Source organism: Pseudomonas sp. AC463 (assembly GCF_979253585.1).
Genome location: NZ_CEEDDZ010000013.1, coordinates 59511 through 78691, shown reverse-complemented (window position 1 = coordinate 78691; position 19181 = coordinate 59511). Strand labels below are relative to the sequence as shown.

Sequence of the window (19181 nt, the reverse complement as noted above, 5' to 3'; positions counted from 1 at the left end):
TACACATGATTTCCCCCGTGAATCGACTGACCCTGGCGGTTGGCATGGTCATCGCGACCCTGGTTGGCCAGGCGACGGCAGCCCCGGTCGCCCCCTCGGAAAACGTCACCATCAACCTGATCCGTTTGTTGGTGCAGCAAGGCGTGCTGACCCAGGACACCGCCAATGGCCTGATTGCCCAGGCCGAAAAAGAAGCCCAGCAGGCGCGCCAGGCCAATGCCGCACCGGTGGTGGCCGCCGGCCCGACCGCAGCGCCGGGCGATGTGCGCGTGCAGTACGTGCCGCAAGCGGTACGCGATCAGATCCGCGACCAGGTCAAAGCCGAGGTCATGGCCACCGCCAAGCAGGAAAACTGGGCCCAGCCCAATACGTTCCCGGACTGGATTTCGCGTATCAGCTTTGATGGCGACATCCGCCTGCGCGATGAATCGCGCTACTTTTCGGGCAATAACAGCAACAACATCACTGACTTCGCCAAGCTCAATGACACCGGCCCCTACGACGTCAACAAAAACTCCAACACCCGGTTCCCACCCTTGCTCAACACCCGCGAGGACCGCGAAAACCTGTTCCGCCTGCGCGCCCGCCTGGGCATGAAAGCAGTGATTTCGCCGGACTGGACCGCCGGCATCCGCATCGCCACCGGCTCGGACAATAACCCGGTGTCCACCACCCAGACCCTGGGCGGCGGCTTCGGCAAAAAAGACATCTGGCTCGACCAGGGCTACCTGACCTGGAAGACCACCGACGACATGACCCTGACCGCCGGGCGTATCGGCAATCCGTTCTACTCCACCGACATGATGTACTCCAACGACCTCAACTTCGACGGCGTGGCGGCGATCTTCAACCACAGCCTCAACAGCGAGTGGGGCCTGTTCGGCACGCTCGGCGCGTTCCCGGTCGAGTACACCTCCGACACTGCCAGTTCCAACGGAATCGACAAGGAAGACAGCGAAACCAAGTGGCTGTTCGGCGGGCAGATTGGCGCCGACTGGAAGATCAACCGGGCTAACCGCCTCAAACTCGCCGCGGCCTACTACCAGTTCCAGGACATCGAGGGCGAGCGCTCCAGCCCTTGCTCTCCGTGGGCCGGAGCTGCCGGTTGCGACACCGACGGCACGCGTGTTGCCTTTATGCAAAAAGGCAACACGGTGTTCAACCTGCGCAATAACACCACCAACCCGGCCACGCCAGCCACCACCGCGGACCCGCAGTTCGTCGGACTGGCCTCCAAGTTCAACGTGCTCGACCTCAACCTGGTCTGGGACAGCGAACTGCCGAGCGACTTCAAGCTGCGCAGCCAGGCCAACTTCATTCATAACCTGGCCTACGACAAGAACGAGATGCTCAAGCGCAGCGAAGGCGAGATCGTCAACAACATCAACAGCAAGGGCCAGTTTGAAAGTGGCGGCAATGCCTTGATGGTCTCCTTCACCCTCGGCAGCGCCCTGGAAATGCGCAAGCGCGGCGACTGGAACGTGTTGGCCGGCTACAAGTACATCCAGCCCGACGCCTTGCCCGACGGCTTCAACGACTCCTCATTCCACCTGGGCGGCACCAACGCCAAGGGCTACTTCATTGGCGGCAACTACGGCATCGACAAGAACATCTACGCCAGTGCGCGCTGGTTGAGCGCGTCCGAAGTGTATGGCCAGCCGTTCGAAGTGGATGTGATGCAACTGGAACTCAACACGCGCTTTTGATGCGCAGGGAGATGCCACATGAACACGCGAATCTGCGGGCTGTTGTTGCTGTTCGTCGCCACGGCGGCGTCGGCCGAAGGCATGGAGGAGCGCCTGCGTACGCAATTGCGCAGCACCACCCAGCAATTGCAGGCGCTGCAAAGCGAGCAGGCCCAGGCCAGCGCGGCGCGTATCGCCGCCGAAAACCAGGCCAAACAGGCCCAGGCGCAAATCAAGCAACTGACCGCCGAGCTTGAGAAAACCCGTGGCGTGGCCGAGCAAATGGCCGGCCAGCAACAGAGCCTGCACAGCCAGGCCCAAGCCCAGGTGGCGGCGAGCAACGAACAGATCGGCAAGTTCAAGAAGGCTTATGACGAACTGCTGGTGCTGGCCAAGGGCAAGGAAGCCGAGCGCGCCCGCTTGCAGGCGCAACTGAGCGAACGTGACACACAAGTGCAGCAATGTTCAGTCAAGAATCAACAGATGTACGGCGTGGCCCAGCAGTTGCTCGCGGCCTACGAAAAGATCGATGTGGCCGAGGTGATGAGTATTCGCCAGCCCTTCGCCAGTGGCGCGCGGGTCAAGTTCGAGGAACTGGCCCAGGGTTTTGGCGACGATCTGTACAAGAGCCGTTTCGATGCGCCCCAGGCGGGCGTCAATCATTGATCACAAGGAAGAACCGAACATGAACGAATTGATCATCAGCGTGACCACCCAGAGCCTCACCGAGCTGCTGCAAGAGGCCGGTTATCGCGTGAACCAGACTGAACAGAACGGCATCGTGCAACTGCTCAGCGCCAGCCAGGGCATCGGTTTTGCCGTGCGCTTTGGCAACCCGGCGGCAGAGCAGGGCGGCTATGTGGATTTCACCTATAGCTGTGCGCTGCGAATTCAGGGCGAGTTGCCCGAAGGCCTGGCCCAGGTGTGGAACGCCTCACGCCGTTTTGCGCGGTTGTCGGTGCAGGGCGAATTCCTGTTGATGGAAATGGACGTGGTGGTCGCCGGCGTGGGCGCATCGCACCTGCGCAGCCAGCTGGAGTTGTGGGACCGCCTGTTGCAGGAATTCATTGTCTACCTGCGTGAATACAGCCAGCAGGCGGCACAGTTGCAGGCCCAGGCCGCGCCCGCTGACGAAGAGGCACCGGTCCTGTGAAGAAGCCAACCCTGATGATCAGCGCGGGTGCGCTGGCCTTGCTGGTGGTGGCGGTGGGGTTGAGCGTGCGCCCGGGCAGCGACCCGGTGGCCGCGCAACAGCCGGCGCCGGCGCTCAGCCCGGCACCGAGCGGGCCGGCGGTGGCGCGCCTGGGCAACCAGCAAATCGACCTGCCGGAGCTGAACAGCGTACTCGCCAGCCTGCCGGCCGAGTCCCGCGAGCAATTGCGCGGCAACCGTGGCGCGCTGGAAACCTGGCTACGTTCACGCCTGGCGCAAAAGGCCGTGCTCGAACAGGCCGACGCCCAGGGCTGGCGCCAGCGCCCCGAGGTGGAACAGCAGACCCGCGCCGCCACGGAGCAGATCGTGTTTCGCGACTACATGCTGTCGGTCAGCCAGGTGCCGGCCGATTACCCGAGTGCCGCCGAACTGCAACAGGCGTACGACAGTGGCAAGGCGCAATGGGTCACGCCGCCGATGTACCGGGTGAGCCAGATTTTCCTCGCCGTGAATGACCCGCAAAGCGCCGATGCCGTGCGTCGCCAGGCCCAGGAACTGAGCCGCCGCGCCCAGGCCGCACCGGGTGATTTTGCCGCCCTGGCCACGCAATATTCCCAGGACCCGGAGACCGCCGCGCGCGGTGGCGATTCGGGCATGCAGCCGTTGCAGCAACTGGTGCCGCAAGTGCGCGAGGCGGTCTCACGGCTCAAGGTCGGTGCCGTATCGGACGTGGTGCAGAGCGGGGCGGGCTTGCATGTGCTCAAGCTCACCGGCCAGCAACCGGCGCGCACTGCCAGCCTCGACGAACTGCGCCCACGCCTGACCGAAGCCTTGCGCGCCCAGCGTCAGGAGCAGATCGCCAAGGCCTACCTGGAAGGCATGCTCAACACCGCGACCTTGAGCATCGACGGCGCCGAGTTGAACAAAGTGCTGGAGTAACCCGTATCAACCCGCATTGGATGCACCGACCGACAAGACAGGGAGTCTCACATGGCATTACTGGAACCGTCCGGCCAACCGGGGCCTTCGTCCTATGGGGCACCTGCCGGGTCGCGCAGCAACTGGGAGGCCCTGGCAAACGAGATTGACCCGGAGGTAGTGCGCTACTTCCTGGTGAGTGCGCGCTGCGGCTGTTTCATGCAGGCGGCGCGCAGCCTGAATATCAAGGCGACCCTGCTGCGCAAGCGCCTGGCGCAGCTCGAGGAGCAAGTGCGGCATGCGTTGTTCTGCTACCAGGGCAACGGCCTGGTGCTCAGTCGCGACGGCCAGCAATTGCAGGCGCAACTGGTTGCCCTGGCCCACGCACGGCGCCTGCCGGTGGTCGAGCAGCCGCTGATCCGCTTGGCGGTGGCCGAGCCGATCCTGCATGACATCCTCGGTCGCGACCTGATCGCCTTGCTGCGGCGCAATGCCAGCGTGCGCCTGGAGATCATCTCCCTCGACAGCCAATTGTCGCTGCAGGCGGTGGATGTGGATGTGGTGCTGTGGCTGGCGGACGGTGACGGCCCGCTGCCCGGTCCGAGCTTCGCCACCGAGCCGCCTCGGGCCCTGGCGCGCCTGCACTACCTGCCGCACATCGCCAAGCGCTACTCGCGCCTGACCACACGGCCGGACAGTGTGGAGGACTTGACTGACTACATGCTGGTGCAGTGGCAGCCGGATGCGCAGGTCGACGCGTTGCAGCCGTGGAACCAGGTGGTGCAACAGCGGCTGGCGGCGGTGGTGCAGGTGCAGGCTTATTCGCTGATGCTGGAGATGATCCGCTGCGGCGCCTGCATCGGCCTGCTACCGCATTATATGAGCAGCTTTGACCGGGGGTTGGTGGCGTTGCCGGGGTTGTTGGGTGAGAGCATGCAGCGCCAAGTGTGGCTGGCGGTGAATGCGCAGGTGCGGGATGTGGAGGCGGTGCGGGGGGTTGTGGAGTTGATTGTGGGGACGTTTGAGGGGCGGCGGGAGTGGTTTGATTGATTGGGCCGGGGTACATATCCGTTATTCAGCTAACGGCTAGTTGTGGTTCCCCCCCCCCCGGTGTCAGGGTAGTTGTCGTGTGACCGCTTTTTAAAAGCAATCCGGGGGCGGCGACAGTAGGGTCATGCCTTTATTGGCGCAAGCAAGCGGCTGTCAGAAGCTCCCCCTCAAGCAATGATGGCTCTGCGACATCACTGCTTTCCAGACGTTCCTAAGTTGTACAAAAATAAATATCTGTACAACTTTTCATAAAGTTCTCAATCTCAATGCCGACAGGATGTCTGAAACGTTTAATTACATAAACGTGATTAGCCGAATGAGCCAGACAGAGCCAGGCATTCGAGAAAATGGAGTGTTCTCAACTACACATCAACTGCAAACCGTCCCATTCCGGGCTGTGAGAACTCCATGAACATCCTTGCTCCTGCCGTACACCTGGCCGACCGATTACGCTTCTCCACGAAGTTCGCTGTGCTCGCCATCATCGTGCTGATCCCTCTGTTTCTGCTCGGTACTCGCGTTATCCATCAGATCAACGCAAGCCTTGAGGTCATTCGCTCGGAGCAACTGGGCCAGCGCTATCTGTTGGACGTAACGCCTGTACTGCGTTTATCGATGTTGCAACGCGCCCTCACCAACCGCTTGCTCAGCGGTGACAGAAGCGCTCAAGCCGATCTATCGGCCAACCAGTTGAAGTTGGAGGACGCATTTTCGAAACTGGCCGCAACCGACCGGCAGCTCAACACGCAGCTGGAAACCGGTGATCGAGTGCAGCGTCTGCACGCTGGGGCGCAGCGTTTGATTGAGCTGGCGAAAGCGGATGCCAACCAGGGCGCGACCTTCGACGACTGGAACGATCAGCTCACCGAGACGTTGAACTTCGTATACTACGTATCGGCCACGTCGGGCATGGTGCTGGATGAAGATTACGCATCGTTGTTCATGATCGATCAGAGCACCTTGAGGCTGCCACGACAAATCAATATCGTCGGGCAATTGCGCGGGCTGGCCAGCGGGCTGCATGACGGGCAAACGTTGAATGCGGGTACGCGCAGCGTCATCAAGTCGATGCTCAAAAACGAGTTACTCATCCATAAAGAACTGCAGCAAAGCCTGGCACTTTTGCGTAGAAGAGAACCCGCCCTCGCCGACAGTATTCAGGCGCCGATCACCCGTGCTTTTACCAGCCTGGACAGCTTCCGCGCCGACCTCGAAGTATTGATTGACGCGCCAAGCGACATCATCAGCGGCGCGCAGAACTTGCCGGGCAAGGGCAATGCGGTGGTGGCTGAGTTGTACAAAGCGCAAGACACGCTGCAAGACGCACTGCTGAATGCGCTTGAACGCCGAGTTCAGGAAAAAACGTCGGAACGCCTATTCATTCTCGGCATGTTTGTCGTTCTTGGCCTGTTGCTGGTGTATGTGTTCAGCGGCATCTACAGCGCCATGCGTCGCACTATCAACGATGTGTTGATTGCCACCCAACTGATTGCTCAGGGCGACCTGAGCGTGCGCATTCAAGTGCGTGGCAAAGATGAAATGGCCGATGTGGGCAACGGCCTTAACCATATGGTGCAGGCCTTTAGCTCTTCGCTGGCTCAGGTCGAACGCAGTTCACAATCGGTCTCCGATGCGGCGCAGCGCATTGGGGTGTCGATTGACCGGGCTAAACGCGCGATGAGCGCACAGCAAAGCGAAACCGAACAAGTCGCTACGGCTATCAACGAGATGACCACCAGCGTTGCGGACGTGGCGCAAAACACCGAGGGCGCCGCCCACGCCGCAGAGCACGCCAGCCAGTCCTCCAACACCGGCCTGGCGAAGATGCAGGAGACCCGCGTGACTATTGAAGCCTTGGCCGATGAGGTGGAGCGCAGTGCGCAAAAGGTTTCGGCGCTTGCGCAACACAGCCAGCAAATTGGCGGCGTTATTGAGGTGATCCGTAACATTGCTGATCAAACAAACCTGCTGGCGCTGAACGCGGCCATTGAGGCGGCCCGCGCCGGTGAGCAGGGTCGAGGATTCGCGGTGGTCGCCGACGAGGTCAGAACGCTGGCCTCGCGCACACAAAACTCCACCGAAGAGATCCGCCGGATTATCCAGGAGCTGCAACTGGCGACAGGCGACGCCGTCGAGCAAATGAAAGCGGGCAGACTCCGCGCGCAGGAATGCATCGAGTCGGCTGATCAGGCCTCGACCAGCCTGGATGCAATCAATGACGGCGTTGAGCAAATCGTCGGCATGAACACCCAGATAGCCAGCGCGGCGGTTCAGCAGCATGCGGTCTCGGAGGATATCAATCGCAATGTGACCGAGATTCGTAACGGCAGTGTGGCGCTGATGGAAGGCATAGAGGACAACGCTGTGACTGCGCAGGAGCTCTCGCTGCTGGCAGGGGAACTGCGTACGGTCGTTGCGCGTTTCAAGCTGTAACGCGACAAGGAGGGAGCCCAACTTGTTGGCTCCCCGAGTCTTTGTTTGCGGGCTTATGCTGGTGCTTATCTGCTCAATCTCTGTTCCAATCGAGCGAGTACGAATTAATTTTTAAACCTTCTCAGGTAAAGGCTAGTCGATGTAAATACAGTGACGCCATATTGATTACTGGTGATACCTGAATAATGCTCCCACGCCTCTAAAAATAAACGTATTGCCAAGCTTCCAAGCGCTTGGTTGAGACAGGTTGAAAGCAATGAATCACGATGCCATTGATGGTATTCCCATCGACTATGCAGATCTCTACCAGCAGGCTCAGCAGGCATCTGAACGGCTTCAACTGGCACTTGATGCAGGTGCCATCATTGGTACGTGGGTTTGGGATGTGCCAGCAGATCGCTTTACCGCAGATGAACGCTTCGCGCGTTCATTCGGTCTTTCGCCTGACCTATGTTTAAAAGGGTTGCCGCTGGAACTGGTCACGGCCTCTATTCATACGGATGACTTTGCGCACGTGCAAAGCAAAATGACCGATGCGCTCGGAAGAGGGGGTGCCTACCGCTGCGAATATCGCGTTTTGCAAAGCGATGGTGTTTACAGATGGGTTGAAGCAAATGGGCGTGTGGAACTCGATGAGGATCACAAACCGCTGCGCTTTCCTGGCGTCCTTATTGATATCGAAGCGCGGCGGGTAGCAGAGGCCGAACGCGACAGGCTCAACACGCTGCTGCGAACGTTCACTGCCGCAGTCCCAGGCGTAGTGTTTGCGAAAGATCGGCAAGGCAGGATGCTTGTAGCTAACCAGGGTACGACCGAGCTGATCGGTAAAAGTCCTGAGTTTTACATTGGCAAAACAGATGTCGAGTATCTGGATGACCCGCAGCAGGGTCGCGTAATCATGGCGACAGATCGAAGAATTATGGAGAGTGGTGTATCAGAGCAAGTTGAGGAGGAGGTCCGGCTTGCTGATGGCTCTGCCGCTACATGGCTGTCGGCCAAGGCACCCCTGTTTGATGAGAGCGGCGAGGTCATCGGACTGATCGGCTCGTCAATCGACGTGACAGACAGGAAAAAAGCCGAGGACGCACTCAAGGAACTTAACCAGACCCTCGAGCAGCGGATTCTTGTTGCCGTAAGTGAACGTGAGAACATCGAGAAAACCTTGCGTCACTCGCAAAAAATGGAAGTGGTGGGCCAGCTCACTGGGGGCATCGCACACGACTTCAATAACATTTTAGCGGGCATCTCGGGCAGTCTGGAATTGATGCAGACTCGGCTCGCTCAAGGGCGCTCAGCAGATGTTGATAAGTACCTTGCTGTTGCCCAGAGTGCTGTCAAAAGGGCGAGCGCGCTTACTCATCGCCTTTTGGCGTTTTCTCGACGCCAAACACTGACACCTCAGCTAACTGATGTGAAGGCGCTTATCGAGGGAATGGTCGAACTCATTTCACGGGCTGTTGGGCCTTCGATTAGCATCGACGTCAAAGAGATGGAGGGATTGTGGCCTGCGTTGATTGACTCTGCCCAGTTGGAGAACTCGTTACTCAACCTCTGTCTGAATGCGCGTGACTCGATGCCTGACGGGGGGCGAATAGTCATATCGGCGTCCAATGAATGGCTTGAAAGAAATGACGAACTCGATCATGAAATCGTACCCGGTCGATACCTTCGTATATCTATTTCGGATAACGGCTCGGGTATGACTGCTGAGACGCTCTCCAAAGCGTTTGAGCCGTTCTTTACCACCAAGCCTTTCGGTACAGGTACAGGCCTGGGACTCTCAATGGTTTTCGGTTTTACACGTCAGTCCGGTGGCGATACCAAGGTTGAATCTGCGCCGGGTAGAGGAACGACCGTATCGATTTTTCTGCCACGCCACGATGGCCACGTTATGCCAAATCCTGACGAGGCTGATATCAGTGATGACCATTCTGGACGAAAGCGGGAAACCATACTGATAGTCGATGACGAGCCTTCAATCCGGATGCTTGTGGCTGACGTCCTGAGTAACCTTGGATATGCCACGCTTGAGGCTGCTGACGGTGTAGATGGCTTGAAAATTCTTCAGTCTGACGCGGCTGTAGACTTGCTCATTACTGACGTCGGATTGCCAGGTGGAATGAACGGTCGACAGATGGCAGGGGCTGGTCGCAAATCTCGTCCCAATCTCCCTGTCCTCTTCATCACAGGTTACGCCGAAAGCGCTGTATTAAAAGACGTCCATCTCGAACCCAATACGCATGTTCTAACGAAGCCATTTGGGCTGGATGTTCTGACTTCTCTGGTGGCGGACCTGGTCGAATAGTCCACGTTGCGAAGGCGCGGCCAGTTGCGAGTGATCAGTGGATATTGGATGCAAAACATCTTTCCGACGTTTGAACCGCTCAACTAAACTTGCGATCAGCCACTCCTGCCAGCACTCGGTGAGACGCCATGATCGCCCATACGCCCACTCTGTTTGCCTGTGTCGCTTTAGTCGCAACGATCATGGCTTTTTGTTTAATCCTGGTCGGACAGTTCAACCAGCGTGACGGTCTTCTAACGATTGGCTTTGGTTTGTTAGCGCACGCCTTGGCCTATATTGGCTATACGTTCTATGGTCATGCACCGTTGTGGTTGACCTACGGCGCCGCCAACACCCTGCTGGCAGTCGCACTGGCCTTTTATGGGGCCAGTGTTTTTCGGATTGTCGAGCTTCCTGTCGCCTGGTGGCGAGTGTTTGCTCCAGCAGCATTGATGCTGGTGTTGATGGTCAGTTTGATCGACACGCTGGAACCGCGAATGCTCGCTGCGACGCTCGTGTTGATGGTGCAGTGTTCATTGATTATCTACTGGACGCGCCGGCACATTCCCGCCCAAGGTCGTGCACGCATGTTGTTGATCATCGGATCGAGTATCAGCCTGATCGGTTTGGGAATGCGGGTTGTCGCGGTGCTTGGCGGAGGTGCTGCGCAAATGCGTTATGACGTAAGCAACCTCAAGCAAACACTGTCGGTAAGTATCGGTACGTTCACCGCGATGATGATCTCCCTCGGCTTGGTGCTCCTGGCTAAAGAGCGTAGCGAGTCTTTGCTTCAGCACATGGCGCTGCGAGATGTGCTGACCGGTATCCTGAATCGTAGAGCCATCCTTGAGCAGTTTTCGACGGATTTGGAACGTGCACGACGAGAGGGTTCCAGCCTGGCAGTCGCTATGGTCGATATCGATCACTTCAAACAGATCAACGACAGGTATGGCCATCTGGCGGGAGACGAAGTGATTAGCCACTGCGCCAATCATCTAACCCAGCGACTTCGTCATTCCGACAGTATTGGTCGTTATGGCGGTGAGGAGTTTTTGATCTTGCTACCCAGCACTGATCCTGAAGGGGCCTTTGCTGTATTGGATGAGCTGCGCGAATCTTTGGCCCAGTCACCAGCTCAATATGGTGAGGCAACCATTTCTCTGCGCATCAGTATGGGTGTTTGCTGTGTGGTGCCCAATGACGACGATACGACAGCCGCCGTGCTAGCCAAGGCGGACGCGGCGCTTTATGACGCTAAAGCATCAGGGCGCAATACTTTGAAGCTCGTGCAGTCATCCCCCCAACAGCATGAAGCGCCTCTAATGCGGTAGCCGCAGTGCTAAAGCACTTCCTCCCGGCAGCATGATCATTCTCCTGCACGTCCTTATTGATCGTAAGCGCCTGATGAGACGGGCCCGAAGCGAGCAGTAAGGTTCTGCGAGTCAGGGGGCGGAGTGTCGACGCGCTCCGGTATCCGCACCGAACACAGGTACGCGTAAAGCTCGTCAGGTGAAGGTCTATGAGAACCCACACACCGGTGAAACCATCGAAACAAAAGGTGGTAACCACGGAGGCTTGAAACAGTGGAAAAGTGATCACGGCGCCGCGACAGTAGAGTCTTGGCTCTCCAAGTAATTTCAGGTGAGTACAAAGGGCCCCTTGAAGGCCCTTTTTTTTGGCTTAACTCTTCGTGCGCCGGCACGTGCACAATAAAATCGCTACCCATCCGGCTGACTGAGATCTCTGTTGGCTAGAAACTCAGTTACCTCTGTAGGTAGAGAAACCGTAGGGGCTGAGCAGTAATGGGATGTGGTAGTGCGCAACGGCACCGTCTACCTCAAAAATGACCGGTACTTCCGGAAAGAAACTTGAGACGTTGTGCGCTTTGAACCACTCACCGGTTTTAAAGGTGACGCGGTAGGTGCCTTTCTGCAGGGCCTGACCATCGGGGTACAGACCGGGAATACGACCTTGCTCGTTTGTCGCTGCGCTGTTGAGCATGTTCCAGTTCTTGCCGTCCTGTTTTTCCAGCGTGACATTGACACCCGGGGACGGTAAACCATCTTGTAAGTTGAGTACATGCACGCTGAGCGGGTTGGCTGCCGCCAGTGCCAGTGACGATACGACACTCAATACAACGCCGGCGAAGAGAGCTTTTAATACAGTCATGATGATGTCCTTAGTTTTTAACGGCAGGTAAAATTTTGTTGATAGCGACTAATGCGCAACCTTCATCGAATGCTGCCCCACCGGCACCGGCCACTCCGATAGCGCCAATGACTTGCCCTTCAAACACCAACGGCACTCCGCCGCCCAGCAGCAATAGCTCATCCAGGGTGTTGAGGTTTTCAGCATCGGGTGTACTGCGAGCACGTTCTGCCAATAGTCGTGTTGGCGTCTTGGTCGATAGGGCGGTATAGGCCTTACGTTGGGCGGCTAATGTGTTGTGTGGGCCAACGTTATCGTCGCGTTGCAAGGCGACTAAATTGCCCCCACGGTCGACAATTGCCGCAACACCCGTACGGCCATCGGCATGACACGCTGCCAGCGCGGCATCTAGCAAATCATTGGCCAATGCCAGTGACACGTCGTTGCGCTGCACAACTTGATCCGGTGCTGCAACAGCAAGCGCAGAGCTCATTGCGAGTGACATCAGCAATGAGGTCGATAGGCTTATACGCATGTTTTTTCCTTTGTTTTGTCTGGCTGAGTCATCGCCAGACATCATGATCCGTGCACTGCGTCAGAATGATTGCCTGATGATTACCAAGATGTAATGTGCCAAAACCGTCAGGCGCGCTAGCCTATACTCCAGTTCTGGAGGAAAAGATGCGTATCCTGGTCGTTGAAGATGAAGCGAAAACAGCGGATTACCTCCACAAAGCCCTGACTGAATCGGGCTATGTGGTTGAGGTCGCCCTGGATGGCCTGGAGGGCCAGTATCTGGCGCAGGAAAGTGAGTTCGACCTGATCATCCTGGACGTCATGCTGCCGGGCCTGGACGGGTGGCAGTTGCTTCAGATTATTCGGCGCAAATGGCAAACCCCGGTGCTTTTTCTTACCGCCAGGGACTCTGTGGCGGATCGGGTCAAGGGGCTTGAGTCAGGGGCCGATGATTACCTGGTCAAACCCTTTTCCTATGCCGAGTTGTTGGCGCGCGTACGTACTCTGCTGCGCAGGGGGCCGCCCCGTGAGGTCGAGCAGTTCTTGGTGGCAGACCTGAGCGTGGATCTGTTGCGGCGTAAGGTCACGCGTCAGGGTGAACGCCTGACCCTGACCAACAAGGAGTTTGCCCTGTTGCACCTGTTAGTCAGTCGGGAAGGGGAGGTGCTGTCGCGCTCCTCGATTGCATCGCAAATCTGGCAGATGAACTTTGACAGTGATACCAATGTGGTCGACGTCGCCATTCGGCGACTGCGCGCCAAGGTTGACGATCCTTATCCGCTCAAATTGATACACACAGTGCGTGGCATCGGCTACATGCTTGAGGTGCAATCCTGAAACTGTTCCCGCGTGCCCTGAGCTTGCGCCTGGCGGTCATGTTCGCATTAGTCAGTGCGCTGCTGCTGGGCTCCATTGGTTTTTATCTTTATCAGTCGTTACAGCGAGAAATCGCTTGGCGCGATGACCAGGCCCTGCTCGGGCGCCTGGAGCGCATGCAGGCGTTGATCAACGACAGTGTCAGCGTCGAGCAACTCAGAAATCGGCCCAAGCTATACGAAAATATGCTGGGCAATCGCGACAACCTGCTGTGGATTATCGATGACACGGGCCAGGTGCTGATCGAAATCAACCCCGTCAGCATGAGCTTGCCCACGTTACCGGCTGCAGCCCAGGCTCAGCTGAGTGACGGAGACTCTTCGCTGTCAGTGCGGCTTGCCTGGCAACACGTCATGCAGGGTGACCGCGGCTTGACCCTGATTGCCGGCAAGTTGTTGAGCGAGCGTGAGCAGATGCTGGGGGCTTACCGACTCAAGCTCTGGCTCGCGATGTCGGTCGGGGCGCTGCTGGCTTTTGTGCTCGGCGGGTGGGTCAGTCAGCGAGGCTTACGACCTGTGCGCCTGCTGGCGAAGCGCGCGGCCGCAATTGATGTACACCATCTGCATCTGCGGCTGGATGAGTTCAATGAACTGAGTGAACTACAAGCACTCAGCCAAGCGCTTAATCAGATGCTTGCACGCCTCGAAGAGGGGTTCGCCCAGCTATCACGATTCTCGGAGGATCTCGCCCATGAAATGCGCACTCCGCTCACTAATCTGATGGGGCACACCCAGCAAGCCCTGAGGCATTGTCGTTCAATCGAAGACTATCAAAACTTGCTGGTTTCCAATCAGGAAGAGTATGAGCGTTTGGCGCGAATGATCGACAGCATGCTGTTTCTCGCTCGTACCGAGCAGTCGCATGCATCTGTAAGTAATGAGCTCATCAACCTGCACGATCTAGTGGAGCAACTGTGTGAGTATTTTGAAGGTGTGGCGCAAGAACGTGATGTGACGCTGATCAATCAGGCCCATGATCAATTGCGTGCTGATCCTGCTTTGATCCGTCGAGCACTGGCCAACTTGCTGGCCAACGCGCTGCGTTATGGCTCTGCTGCTACGGCAGTCACCATTAGCAGTGTGGCGTTGGGGGACAGGGTTGAAATTACTGTGCATAACCTGGGCCAGCCGATTTCAGCGCAACATCTCCCTCGACTGTTTGAGCGCTTCTACCGGTGCGATCCGTCACGTAGTCAACCGGACGATTCCGGGGGATTAGGTTTAGCAATCGTTCGCTCAATTATACAGTTGCATGGCGGTCGGGTAAGCGTAGACAGCAATTCGTCTGGAACGAGCTTTCGTTTGGAGTTTCCTGCAATGGGCTCGGTAGCAAGCCAGATTGAATCCAGGCGAATTATCGAGTGAGGCGACGGATGAGGCGGGACATGCGTCTGGAGCAAAATCCTGCCATTTCCTTGTAAGGCTTCCACCAGCTGCGCTCAGCATAGCGCAGCCTGAAAAATGGTAAGGCGTCTTGCGGACAAATCCTCTGGCTCATCAAATAATCGGAGTACGCGCTAACCCGTTACCAGCATTTTGATTGGAAAACGTTTCGGCGGTACGTCCGTCGGTTTTTCTCAACTTGTAGGGGGAAACGCCGATAGCCTCTCATAACCAAAGAGGCGGTTGTTCATGTTCAATACCACGCTCAAAAAACAGCTCATTTCCCAGGAAGCAGAGCTGTCCGAGCTGCGCCAACTACGCGATGGGCTTAATCGTGAAATGCTGACGTTGAGCATCGATTCAACGTTCAAAATCATTGCATGTAACGATAATTTCGCATCTGCTTTGGGCTACACCCAAGATCGTCTCGTTGGGCGTGCCATGTCGGAAATTGTTCCGCATTACGTATCGAAGCTTCCCTGCTTTCATAATTTTCGCGCTGCAGTCGCTTCAGGCAAATCAATTACGGACGAGTACCGGTACTTGCATTCCGACGGTTCCCTGGTCTGGATCCATGCGCTTTGGCAGCCTATAACGGACGTAGGTGGCAAGTTGAGCCATGTCACGTGTAGTGCGACGAATATTACTTCGCGCCTGGAACAGGCTTCGGAGAATGCGTCATTCATCGATGCATTGCTTCGTTCAACTGCGGTAATCGAGTTCGACCTCTCCGGGCACGTACTCAAGGCGAATGACCAGTTCTTGAAAGCGATGGGCTATAACCTCGCACAAGCGAAAGGCAGTCATCACCGTATCTTCTGCAAGCCAGAAGAAACCTCGTCCCAAGGATACAAAGATTTTTGGCTGACCTTGAACAAGGGCGAGTTCGTTGCGGGTCGATTTGAACGTATTGACAGTCGCGGTCAGACCATATGGCTGGAAGCGACCTACAACCCGGTATATGACACTGAAGGGACGCTGTGCAAGGTGGTCAAGTTTGCGACGGTAGTCACTGACCAGGTTGCCCGAGAACAAGAGGTCAGTGAGGCAGCCCGAACGGCATTTGAAATTTCCCAGCAGACTGATGTGAGTGCTCAGCGCGGATCAGTCGTCGTAAACGACACGATGCATACCATGCGCAAAATCGCCGTTGATATGCAGGCAGCCTCTGGCGGCGTTGAAGCGCTCGGCAAGCAGTCACTGTTGATCAGCTCGATCATTCAGACGATCAGTAGTATTGCTCAACAAACCAATCTGTTGGCTTTGAACGCTGCGATTGAAGCTGCTCGTGCAGGCGAACAGGGTCGAGGTTTTGCCGTAGTAGCGGATGAGGTCAGACAATTGGCTGGGCGCACCAGCAGCGCGACCGAAGAAATTGCCTCTGTCGTCTTGCAGAACCAGAAGTTGGTTGATGAAACCGTTGGTGAAATGGCAAACAGTAAGTCCCAGGCGGAACAGGGCCTCGCACTTGCTACCCAGGCAGGCGAGGTCATCGTGGAGATCCAGGATGGCGCCAAAAGGGTAGTTGACGCAGTAGGCAAATTCGCTAATCAGCTAGCTTAAGACGTGGTGTGCAAGGTTCGTGAGAAGCAGTCGCTACCTGCTCTTTGGCCTGTTTTCGGGCCTGGTTTGTCGGGTTGAGGTCTCAATCCATGTAAGAGCGCAACCCATATCAGCCTTTACCGCAGCAACGGATATGTACACATAAAAAGCAGCATTCGTTGCAGCAGTGTGAGCCATGAGAACTTCCAGCGATGATGCGCCCCGAAATGGATAGCGATAGGGCTGAAACAGGTTCTGGCTTACGGCTGTAGGGCCGAATACAGTGGCGCGCCCGCGCCGGCATTCAACCGGCTGCGCTTTCATGTTCGTTGTAACATGTGTAACAGCTTCGCCAATCTATGCCGACTGCGCGACGAAACAGAGTGAAATTGCGATGCAGGCCTCCCGCTTGACCCTGATTTGCCATGCCCTGACGCCGTTGCAGAAACAGGGGCGGTTTTCCGATGACGAGTCGGTGGCGATGGATTGGCAGGGCGCGGCGTTGTCCCTGGCGGCGCAGTACAGCAAAAAACCGCGCCTGCTGTGTGGGCCGGAGGCGCGAGCCCGGCAGACGGCGGGGCTGTTCGGCGCTCAGCCGGTGATCGAAGAGGCCCTGCGCGACGGTGATTTCGGCGCTTGGAAAGGCCAGGGCATCGGGCAGATTGACAGTGTGCAACTCAATGCCTGGCTTACCGACAGCACCAGCGCCCCCCATGGCGGCGAATCGGTGGAGCAGATCTGCGCGCGCGTGGCTCAGTGGCTCAAATCCCTTGAAGCGCAGCCTGGCCATGTAGTGGCTGTCACCCACCCGTTTATCATCCGCGCTGCACTGCTGAACGTGATGCAGTTGCCGATGACGATGTTTTATCGGATCGACGTCGAGCCCCTGGCCATCACCGAGCTGCGCTTTAACAGCGTATGGCGCTTGCGCCTGGAGACTCACATGGCAAAATCGTCGCCCCGCAATGAGAGCAACCCATGAAACGCATCCTGATCATCGGCATTGGCGCCGGCAACCCTGACTACATCACGATGCAGGCCGTGAAGGCGCTGAACCGCACCGACGTGTTCTTCCTGATGGACAAGGGCCAGAGCAAAGACAAGCTGATCGACCTGCGCCGCGAGATCTGCGACACCTATATCACCGAGCCCGGCTACCGCTTTGTCGAGGCCGAGTGCCCCGAGCGCGTGCGCGGTGACATCGACTACACCACGGCCGTGCGCGACCTCAACCGCGACAAGCAGCAAACGTTCGAACGCATGATCAATGAGGAAATGGCCGACGGTGAAGTGGGCGCTTTCCTGGCCTGGGGCGACCCGGCGCTGTACGACAGCACCATCCGTATCCTGCAGGCGATCCTGGCCAGTGGCCGCTGCACCTTCGAGTTCGAGGTGATCCCCGGTATCACCAGCGTGCAGGCCCTCGCGGCTCAGCACAAAGTGGCGCTGAACCGCATTGGCAAATCCATCGAAATCACCACCGGGCGCCGCCTGGCAGCGGGGCAGGCGAGTGATGCCGATACGTTGGTGGTGATGCTCGACGCCGAAGATTCCTACCGCAGCGTGGCCGATCAGGACCTGGATATTTACTGGGGCGCCTACCTGGGTACGCCGGATGAAATCCTCATCAGCGGTAAAGTCAGTGAAGTGGCGGAAGAAATCGAACGGGTGCGCAAGGCGGCGCGCTTGGAAAATGGCTGGATCATGGACACTTATCTGCTGCGCAAACCCTGAGGTAACGTCCCATGCTCAAACTGTTTGCCCTCGCGCTGACCCTGCTGGCCGGCGCCGCCCATGCCGACGACAGCCTGCACACCGACTTGCCGCTGGCGTACCTGGAGCAGACCCAGGGCGAGGCGCGCAACCAGCCGTTGGTGATTTTCCTGCACGGGTTCGGCAGCAATGAGGAAGACCTGTTCGGCATCAAGGACGCGCTGCCCTCGACCTGGACCTACCTGTCGGCCCGCGCGCCGATGCCGGTGGATCCCCACGGTTATCGCTGGTTTACCAAGACCACCGGCGAGGCCGATTACAACGGCGAGACCGCCGACCTGCAACGCAGCGCCAGGCTGATCGAAGACTTTGTGACCCAGGCTACGGCCAAGTACCACACCCAAAGTGATCGGGTGTACCTGGTGGGGTTCAGCCAGGGCGCGATCATGTCCTACGAGGTAGGGCTGCGTAAGCCTGCGTTGGTGCGCGGGATTGCGGCGTTGAGCGGCAGTGTGTTGCCGGTGCTCAAGGCTGAGTTGAAGCCGAATGAAGGCTTGAACGGGCTGGCGATCTTTATCGGCCACGGCACGTTGGATCAGGCGCTGCCGTATGCGTCGGCGACGCGGGCGAATGAGGTGTTGACGGGGTTGGGGCTAAAGCCTGAGTTTCATGGGTATCCGGGGATGAACCACACCATCAGTGACGCGGAAGTGCAGGATCTGAAAGCCTGGTTGGAAAAGAATCTAAGATAATTACAGTTTTAAATGTGGGAGGGGGCTTGCCCCCGATAGCAGTGTGCCAGTCAATAAATCAGTGACTGAACCACCGCCATCGGGGGCAAGCCCCCTCCCACATTTGATTTATGTTGCTGGTAAGAGCGGCTTACTTACCACCAGTAATCTGCTTCACCAACTCCGCATGGCCTTTTGCATCATCTGCCCGCGAAATCGCCTGGATCACCAACAGATGGTTGCCCGAACCGCCCAGGAAGGTGGAGTTCAAGGTCTTGCCGCCGCCCTGGGTGGCGGTGCTGTCCACCTGGCGCAGGCCGAGGCCCTTGAAGGTGAGTTTTTTCTCATTGAGTTTCTTGAAGTCAGGCAGGGCGGCGCTCTGGTCCTTGACGAAACCGGCCACGGCGCCATCAAGAAACTGCGGGTCGTTATCCTGGATGGTTACCCCATCCTTGCGCAGCGTTTCGGCGACGATCACCACACTTTTCGTGGTCGGGTTGGCGTACATCGTGCCTTGGGTATCGGCAGTGCCATCCTCGGCCTTGCCGGCCGGCAGGGTGTCGGCCGCATAGGCCTTGGGCAGGTTGAAGGAGAATTTCCCGCCCAAGGTGGAGATGGTTTGCGTGGCCGGTTTGGCGGCGGCGAATACACTACCGGCGCTAAGCGCGAGGGCCAGCAGGACGGCGGTCTTGGTGAAAGTGGCCATGAAGCGCTCCGGTGATGAACGAATTTGCGCCGTATTCTGTCAGAA

17 protein-coding genes and 3 pseudogenes are annotated in these 19181 nt (G+C 57.6%); 17 read left to right on the top strand and 3 right to left on the bottom strand.

Annotation, left to right across the window (positions count from 1 at the left end; genetic code table 11):
• Nucleotides 1-5: 5 nt before the first annotated feature.
• The 10 genes and pseudogenes from AC0IYH_RS17610 to AC0IYH_RS17565 form a co-directional block, all read left to right on the top strand.
• Nucleotides 6-1706, top strand: coding sequence for a putative porin (locus AC0IYH_RS17610; RefSeq protein WP_471835429.1), 1701 nt, complete (start codon nucleotides 6-8; stop codon nucleotides 1704-1706).
• 18 nt (nucleotides 1707-1724) lie between these two features.
• Nucleotides 1725-2351: a DNA repair protein gene (locus AC0IYH_RS17605; RefSeq protein ID WP_116630234.1), complete on the top strand. Its 627-nt coding sequence runs from the start codon at nucleotides 1725-1727 to the stop codon at nucleotides 2349-2351.
• Between the two features lie 19 nt (nucleotides 2352-2370).
• Entirely contained in the window at nucleotides 2371-2838 is a 468-nt protein-coding gene (locus tag AC0IYH_RS17600) for a YbjN domain-containing protein (protein WP_116630233.1), read from the top strand.
• On the top strand, nucleotides 2835-3776 hold the full coding sequence (locus AC0IYH_RS17595) for a peptidylprolyl isomerase (protein WP_116630232.1): 942 nt from the start codon (nucleotides 2835-2837) through the stop codon (nucleotides 3774-3776). The genes AC0IYH_RS17600 and AC0IYH_RS17595 overlap by 4 nt, the downstream gene beginning before the upstream one ends.
• Before the next feature lie 51 nt (nucleotides 3777-3827).
• Complete coding sequence (locus AC0IYH_RS17590; protein ID WP_471835427.1) at nucleotides 3828-4805, top strand: LysR family transcriptional regulator; 978 nt, start codon at nucleotides 3828-3830, stop codon at nucleotides 4803-4805.
• A 408-nt stretch (nucleotides 4806-5213) separates the two neighbouring features.
• Nucleotides 5214-6374: pseudogene (locus AC0IYH_RS17585) on the top strand (HAMP domain-containing protein); the annotation flags it as partial.
• Nucleotides 6375-7238 (top strand): methyl-accepting chemotaxis protein, encoded by an 864-nt coding sequence (locus tag AC0IYH_RS17580; protein WP_471835557.1) that lies wholly within the window; start codon nucleotides 6375-6377, stop codon nucleotides 7236-7238.
• A 256-nt stretch (nucleotides 7239-7494) separates the two neighbouring features.
• Nucleotides 7495-9543 carry a hybrid sensor histidine kinase/response regulator gene (locus AC0IYH_RS17575; protein ID WP_471835425.1) on the top strand — a complete coding sequence of 683 codons (2049 nt, stop codon included), beginning with the start codon at nucleotides 7495-7497 and terminating at the stop codon, nucleotides 9541-9543.
• Between the two features lie 128 nt (nucleotides 9544-9671).
• Nucleotides 9672-10853, top strand: coding sequence for a GGDEF domain-containing protein (locus tag AC0IYH_RS17570; protein WP_471835424.1), 1182 nt, complete (start codon nucleotides 9672-9674; stop codon nucleotides 10851-10853).
• Between the two features lie 127 nt (nucleotides 10854-10980).
• A pseudogene (locus AC0IYH_RS17565) lies at nucleotides 10981-11157 on the top strand (histone-like nucleoid-structuring protein, MvaT/MvaU family); the annotation flags it as partial.
• 123 nt (nucleotides 11158-11280) lie between these two features.
• Here AC0IYH_RS17565 and uraH read toward each other — a convergent pair.
• On the bottom strand, nucleotides 11281-11691 hold the full coding sequence (gene uraH, locus AC0IYH_RS17560; RefSeq protein WP_116630227.1) for a hydroxyisourate hydrolase: 411 nt from the start codon (nucleotides 11689-11691) through the stop codon (nucleotides 11281-11283).
• 10 nt (nucleotides 11692-11701) lie between these two features.
• Entirely contained in the window at nucleotides 11702-12205 is a 504-nt protein-coding gene (locus tag AC0IYH_RS17555; protein ID WP_116630226.1) for a heme-binding protein, read from the bottom strand.
• A gap of 146 nt (nucleotides 12206-12351) precedes the next feature.
• Between AC0IYH_RS17555 and AC0IYH_RS17550 the strand changes: the two genes are divergently transcribed.
• The 7 genes and pseudogenes from AC0IYH_RS17550 (at nucleotide 12352) to AC0IYH_RS17520 (ending at nucleotide 18451) form a co-directional block, all read left to right on the top strand.
• Nucleotides 12352-13023: a heavy metal response regulator transcription factor gene (locus AC0IYH_RS17550; RefSeq protein ID WP_116630225.1), complete on the top strand. Its 672-nt coding sequence runs from the start codon at nucleotides 12352-12354 to the stop codon at nucleotides 13021-13023.
• Complete coding sequence (locus AC0IYH_RS17545) at nucleotides 13020-14426, top strand: heavy metal sensor histidine kinase (RefSeq protein ID WP_471835555.1); 1407 nt, start codon at nucleotides 13020-13022, stop codon at nucleotides 14424-14426. Before AC0IYH_RS17550 ends, AC0IYH_RS17545 begins: the two co-directional genes overlap by 4 nt.
• Before the next feature lie 267 nt (nucleotides 14427-14693).
• Nucleotides 14694-15422 (top strand): annotated as a pseudogene (locus AC0IYH_RS17540) (PAS domain-containing protein); the annotation flags it as partial.
• Nucleotides 15423-15569: 147 nt separating this feature from the next.
• Complete coding sequence (locus AC0IYH_RS17535) at nucleotides 15570-16007, top strand: methyl-accepting chemotaxis protein (protein ID WP_471835553.1); 438 nt, start codon at nucleotides 15570-15572, stop codon at nucleotides 16005-16007.
• 373 nt (nucleotides 16008-16380) lie between these two features.
• On the top strand, nucleotides 16381-16968 hold the full coding sequence (locus tag AC0IYH_RS17530) for a histidine phosphatase family protein (protein WP_471835421.1): 588 nt from the start codon (nucleotides 16381-16383) through the stop codon (nucleotides 16966-16968).
• Nucleotides 16965-17720: a precorrin-6A synthase (deacetylating) gene (cobF, locus tag AC0IYH_RS17525; RefSeq protein WP_471835419.1), complete on the top strand. Its 756-nt coding sequence runs from the start codon at nucleotides 16965-16967 to the stop codon at nucleotides 17718-17720. Before AC0IYH_RS17530 ends, cobF begins: the two co-directional genes overlap by 4 nt.
• Before the next feature lie 11 nt (nucleotides 17721-17731).
• Nucleotides 17732-18451 carry an alpha/beta hydrolase gene (locus AC0IYH_RS17520; RefSeq protein ID WP_471835417.1) on the top strand — a complete coding sequence of 240 codons (720 nt, stop codon included), beginning with the start codon at nucleotides 17732-17734 and terminating at the stop codon, nucleotides 18449-18451.
• A 130-nt stretch (nucleotides 18452-18581) separates the two neighbouring features.
• Here AC0IYH_RS17520 and AC0IYH_RS17515 read toward each other — a convergent pair whose 3' ends face one another.
• Nucleotides 18582-19136, bottom strand: a complete 555-nt coding sequence (locus tag AC0IYH_RS17515; protein ID WP_471835416.1) for a DcrB/PsbP domain-containing protein — start codon at nucleotides 19134-19136, stop codon at nucleotides 18582-18584.
• Nucleotides 19137-19181 lie beyond the last annotated feature (45 nt).

What these genes read in the sequence shown, in the direction of transcription:
- AC0IYH_RS17610 (WP_471835429.1), top strand. Translation starts at nt 6, where the DNA reads ATGATTTCCCCCGTGAATCGACTGACCCTGGCGGTTGGCATGGTCATC.
- AC0IYH_RS17605 (WP_116630234.1), top strand. Translation starts at nt 1,725, where the DNA reads ATGAACACGCGAATCTGCGGGCTGTTGTTGCTGTTCGTCGCCACGGCG.
- AC0IYH_RS17600 (WP_116630233.1), top strand. Translation starts at nt 2,371, where the DNA reads ATGAACGAATTGATCATCAGCGTGACCACCCAGAGCCTCACCGAGCTG.
- AC0IYH_RS17590 (WP_471835427.1), top strand. Translation starts at nt 3,828, where the DNA reads ATGGCATTACTGGAACCGTCCGGCCAACCGGGGCCTTCGTCCTATGGG.
- AC0IYH_RS17580 (WP_471835557.1), top strand. Translation starts at nt 6,375, where the DNA reads ATGGTGCAGGCCTTTAGCTCTTCGCTGGCTCAGGTCGAACGCAGTTCA.
- AC0IYH_RS17575 (WP_471835425.1), top strand. Translation starts at nt 7,495, where the DNA reads ATGAATCACGATGCCATTGATGGTATTCCCATCGACTATGCAGATCTC.
- AC0IYH_RS17570 (WP_471835424.1), top strand. Translation starts at nt 9,672, where the DNA reads ATGATCGCCCATACGCCCACTCTGTTTGCCTGTGTCGCTTTAGTCGCA.
- uraH (WP_116630227.1), bottom strand. Translation starts at nt 11,691, where the DNA reads ATGACTGTATTAAAAGCTCTCTTCGCCGGCGTTGTATTGAGTGTCGTA.
- AC0IYH_RS17555 (WP_116630226.1), bottom strand. Translation starts at nt 12,205, where the DNA reads ATGCGTATAAGCCTATCGACCTCATTGCTGATGTCACTCGCAATGAGC.
- AC0IYH_RS17550 (WP_116630225.1), top strand. Translation starts at nt 12,352, where the DNA reads ATGCGTATCCTGGTCGTTGAAGATGAAGCGAAAACAGCGGATTACCTC.
- AC0IYH_RS17535 (WP_471835553.1), top strand. Translation starts at nt 15,570, where the DNA reads ATGCATACCATGCGCAAAATCGCCGTTGATATGCAGGCAGCCTCTGGC.
- AC0IYH_RS17530 (WP_471835421.1), top strand. Translation starts at nt 16,381, where the DNA reads ATGCAGGCCTCCCGCTTGACCCTGATTTGCCATGCCCTGACGCCGTTG.
- cobF (WP_471835419.1), top strand. Translation starts at nt 16,965, where the DNA reads ATGAAACGCATCCTGATCATCGGCATTGGCGCCGGCAACCCTGACTAC.
- AC0IYH_RS17520 (WP_471835417.1), top strand. Translation starts at nt 17,732, where the DNA reads ATGCTCAAACTGTTTGCCCTCGCGCTGACCCTGCTGGCCGGCGCCGCC.
- AC0IYH_RS17515 (WP_471835416.1), bottom strand. Translation starts at nt 19,136, where the DNA reads ATGGCCACTTTCACCAAGACCGCCGTCCTGCTGGCCCTCGCGCTTAGC.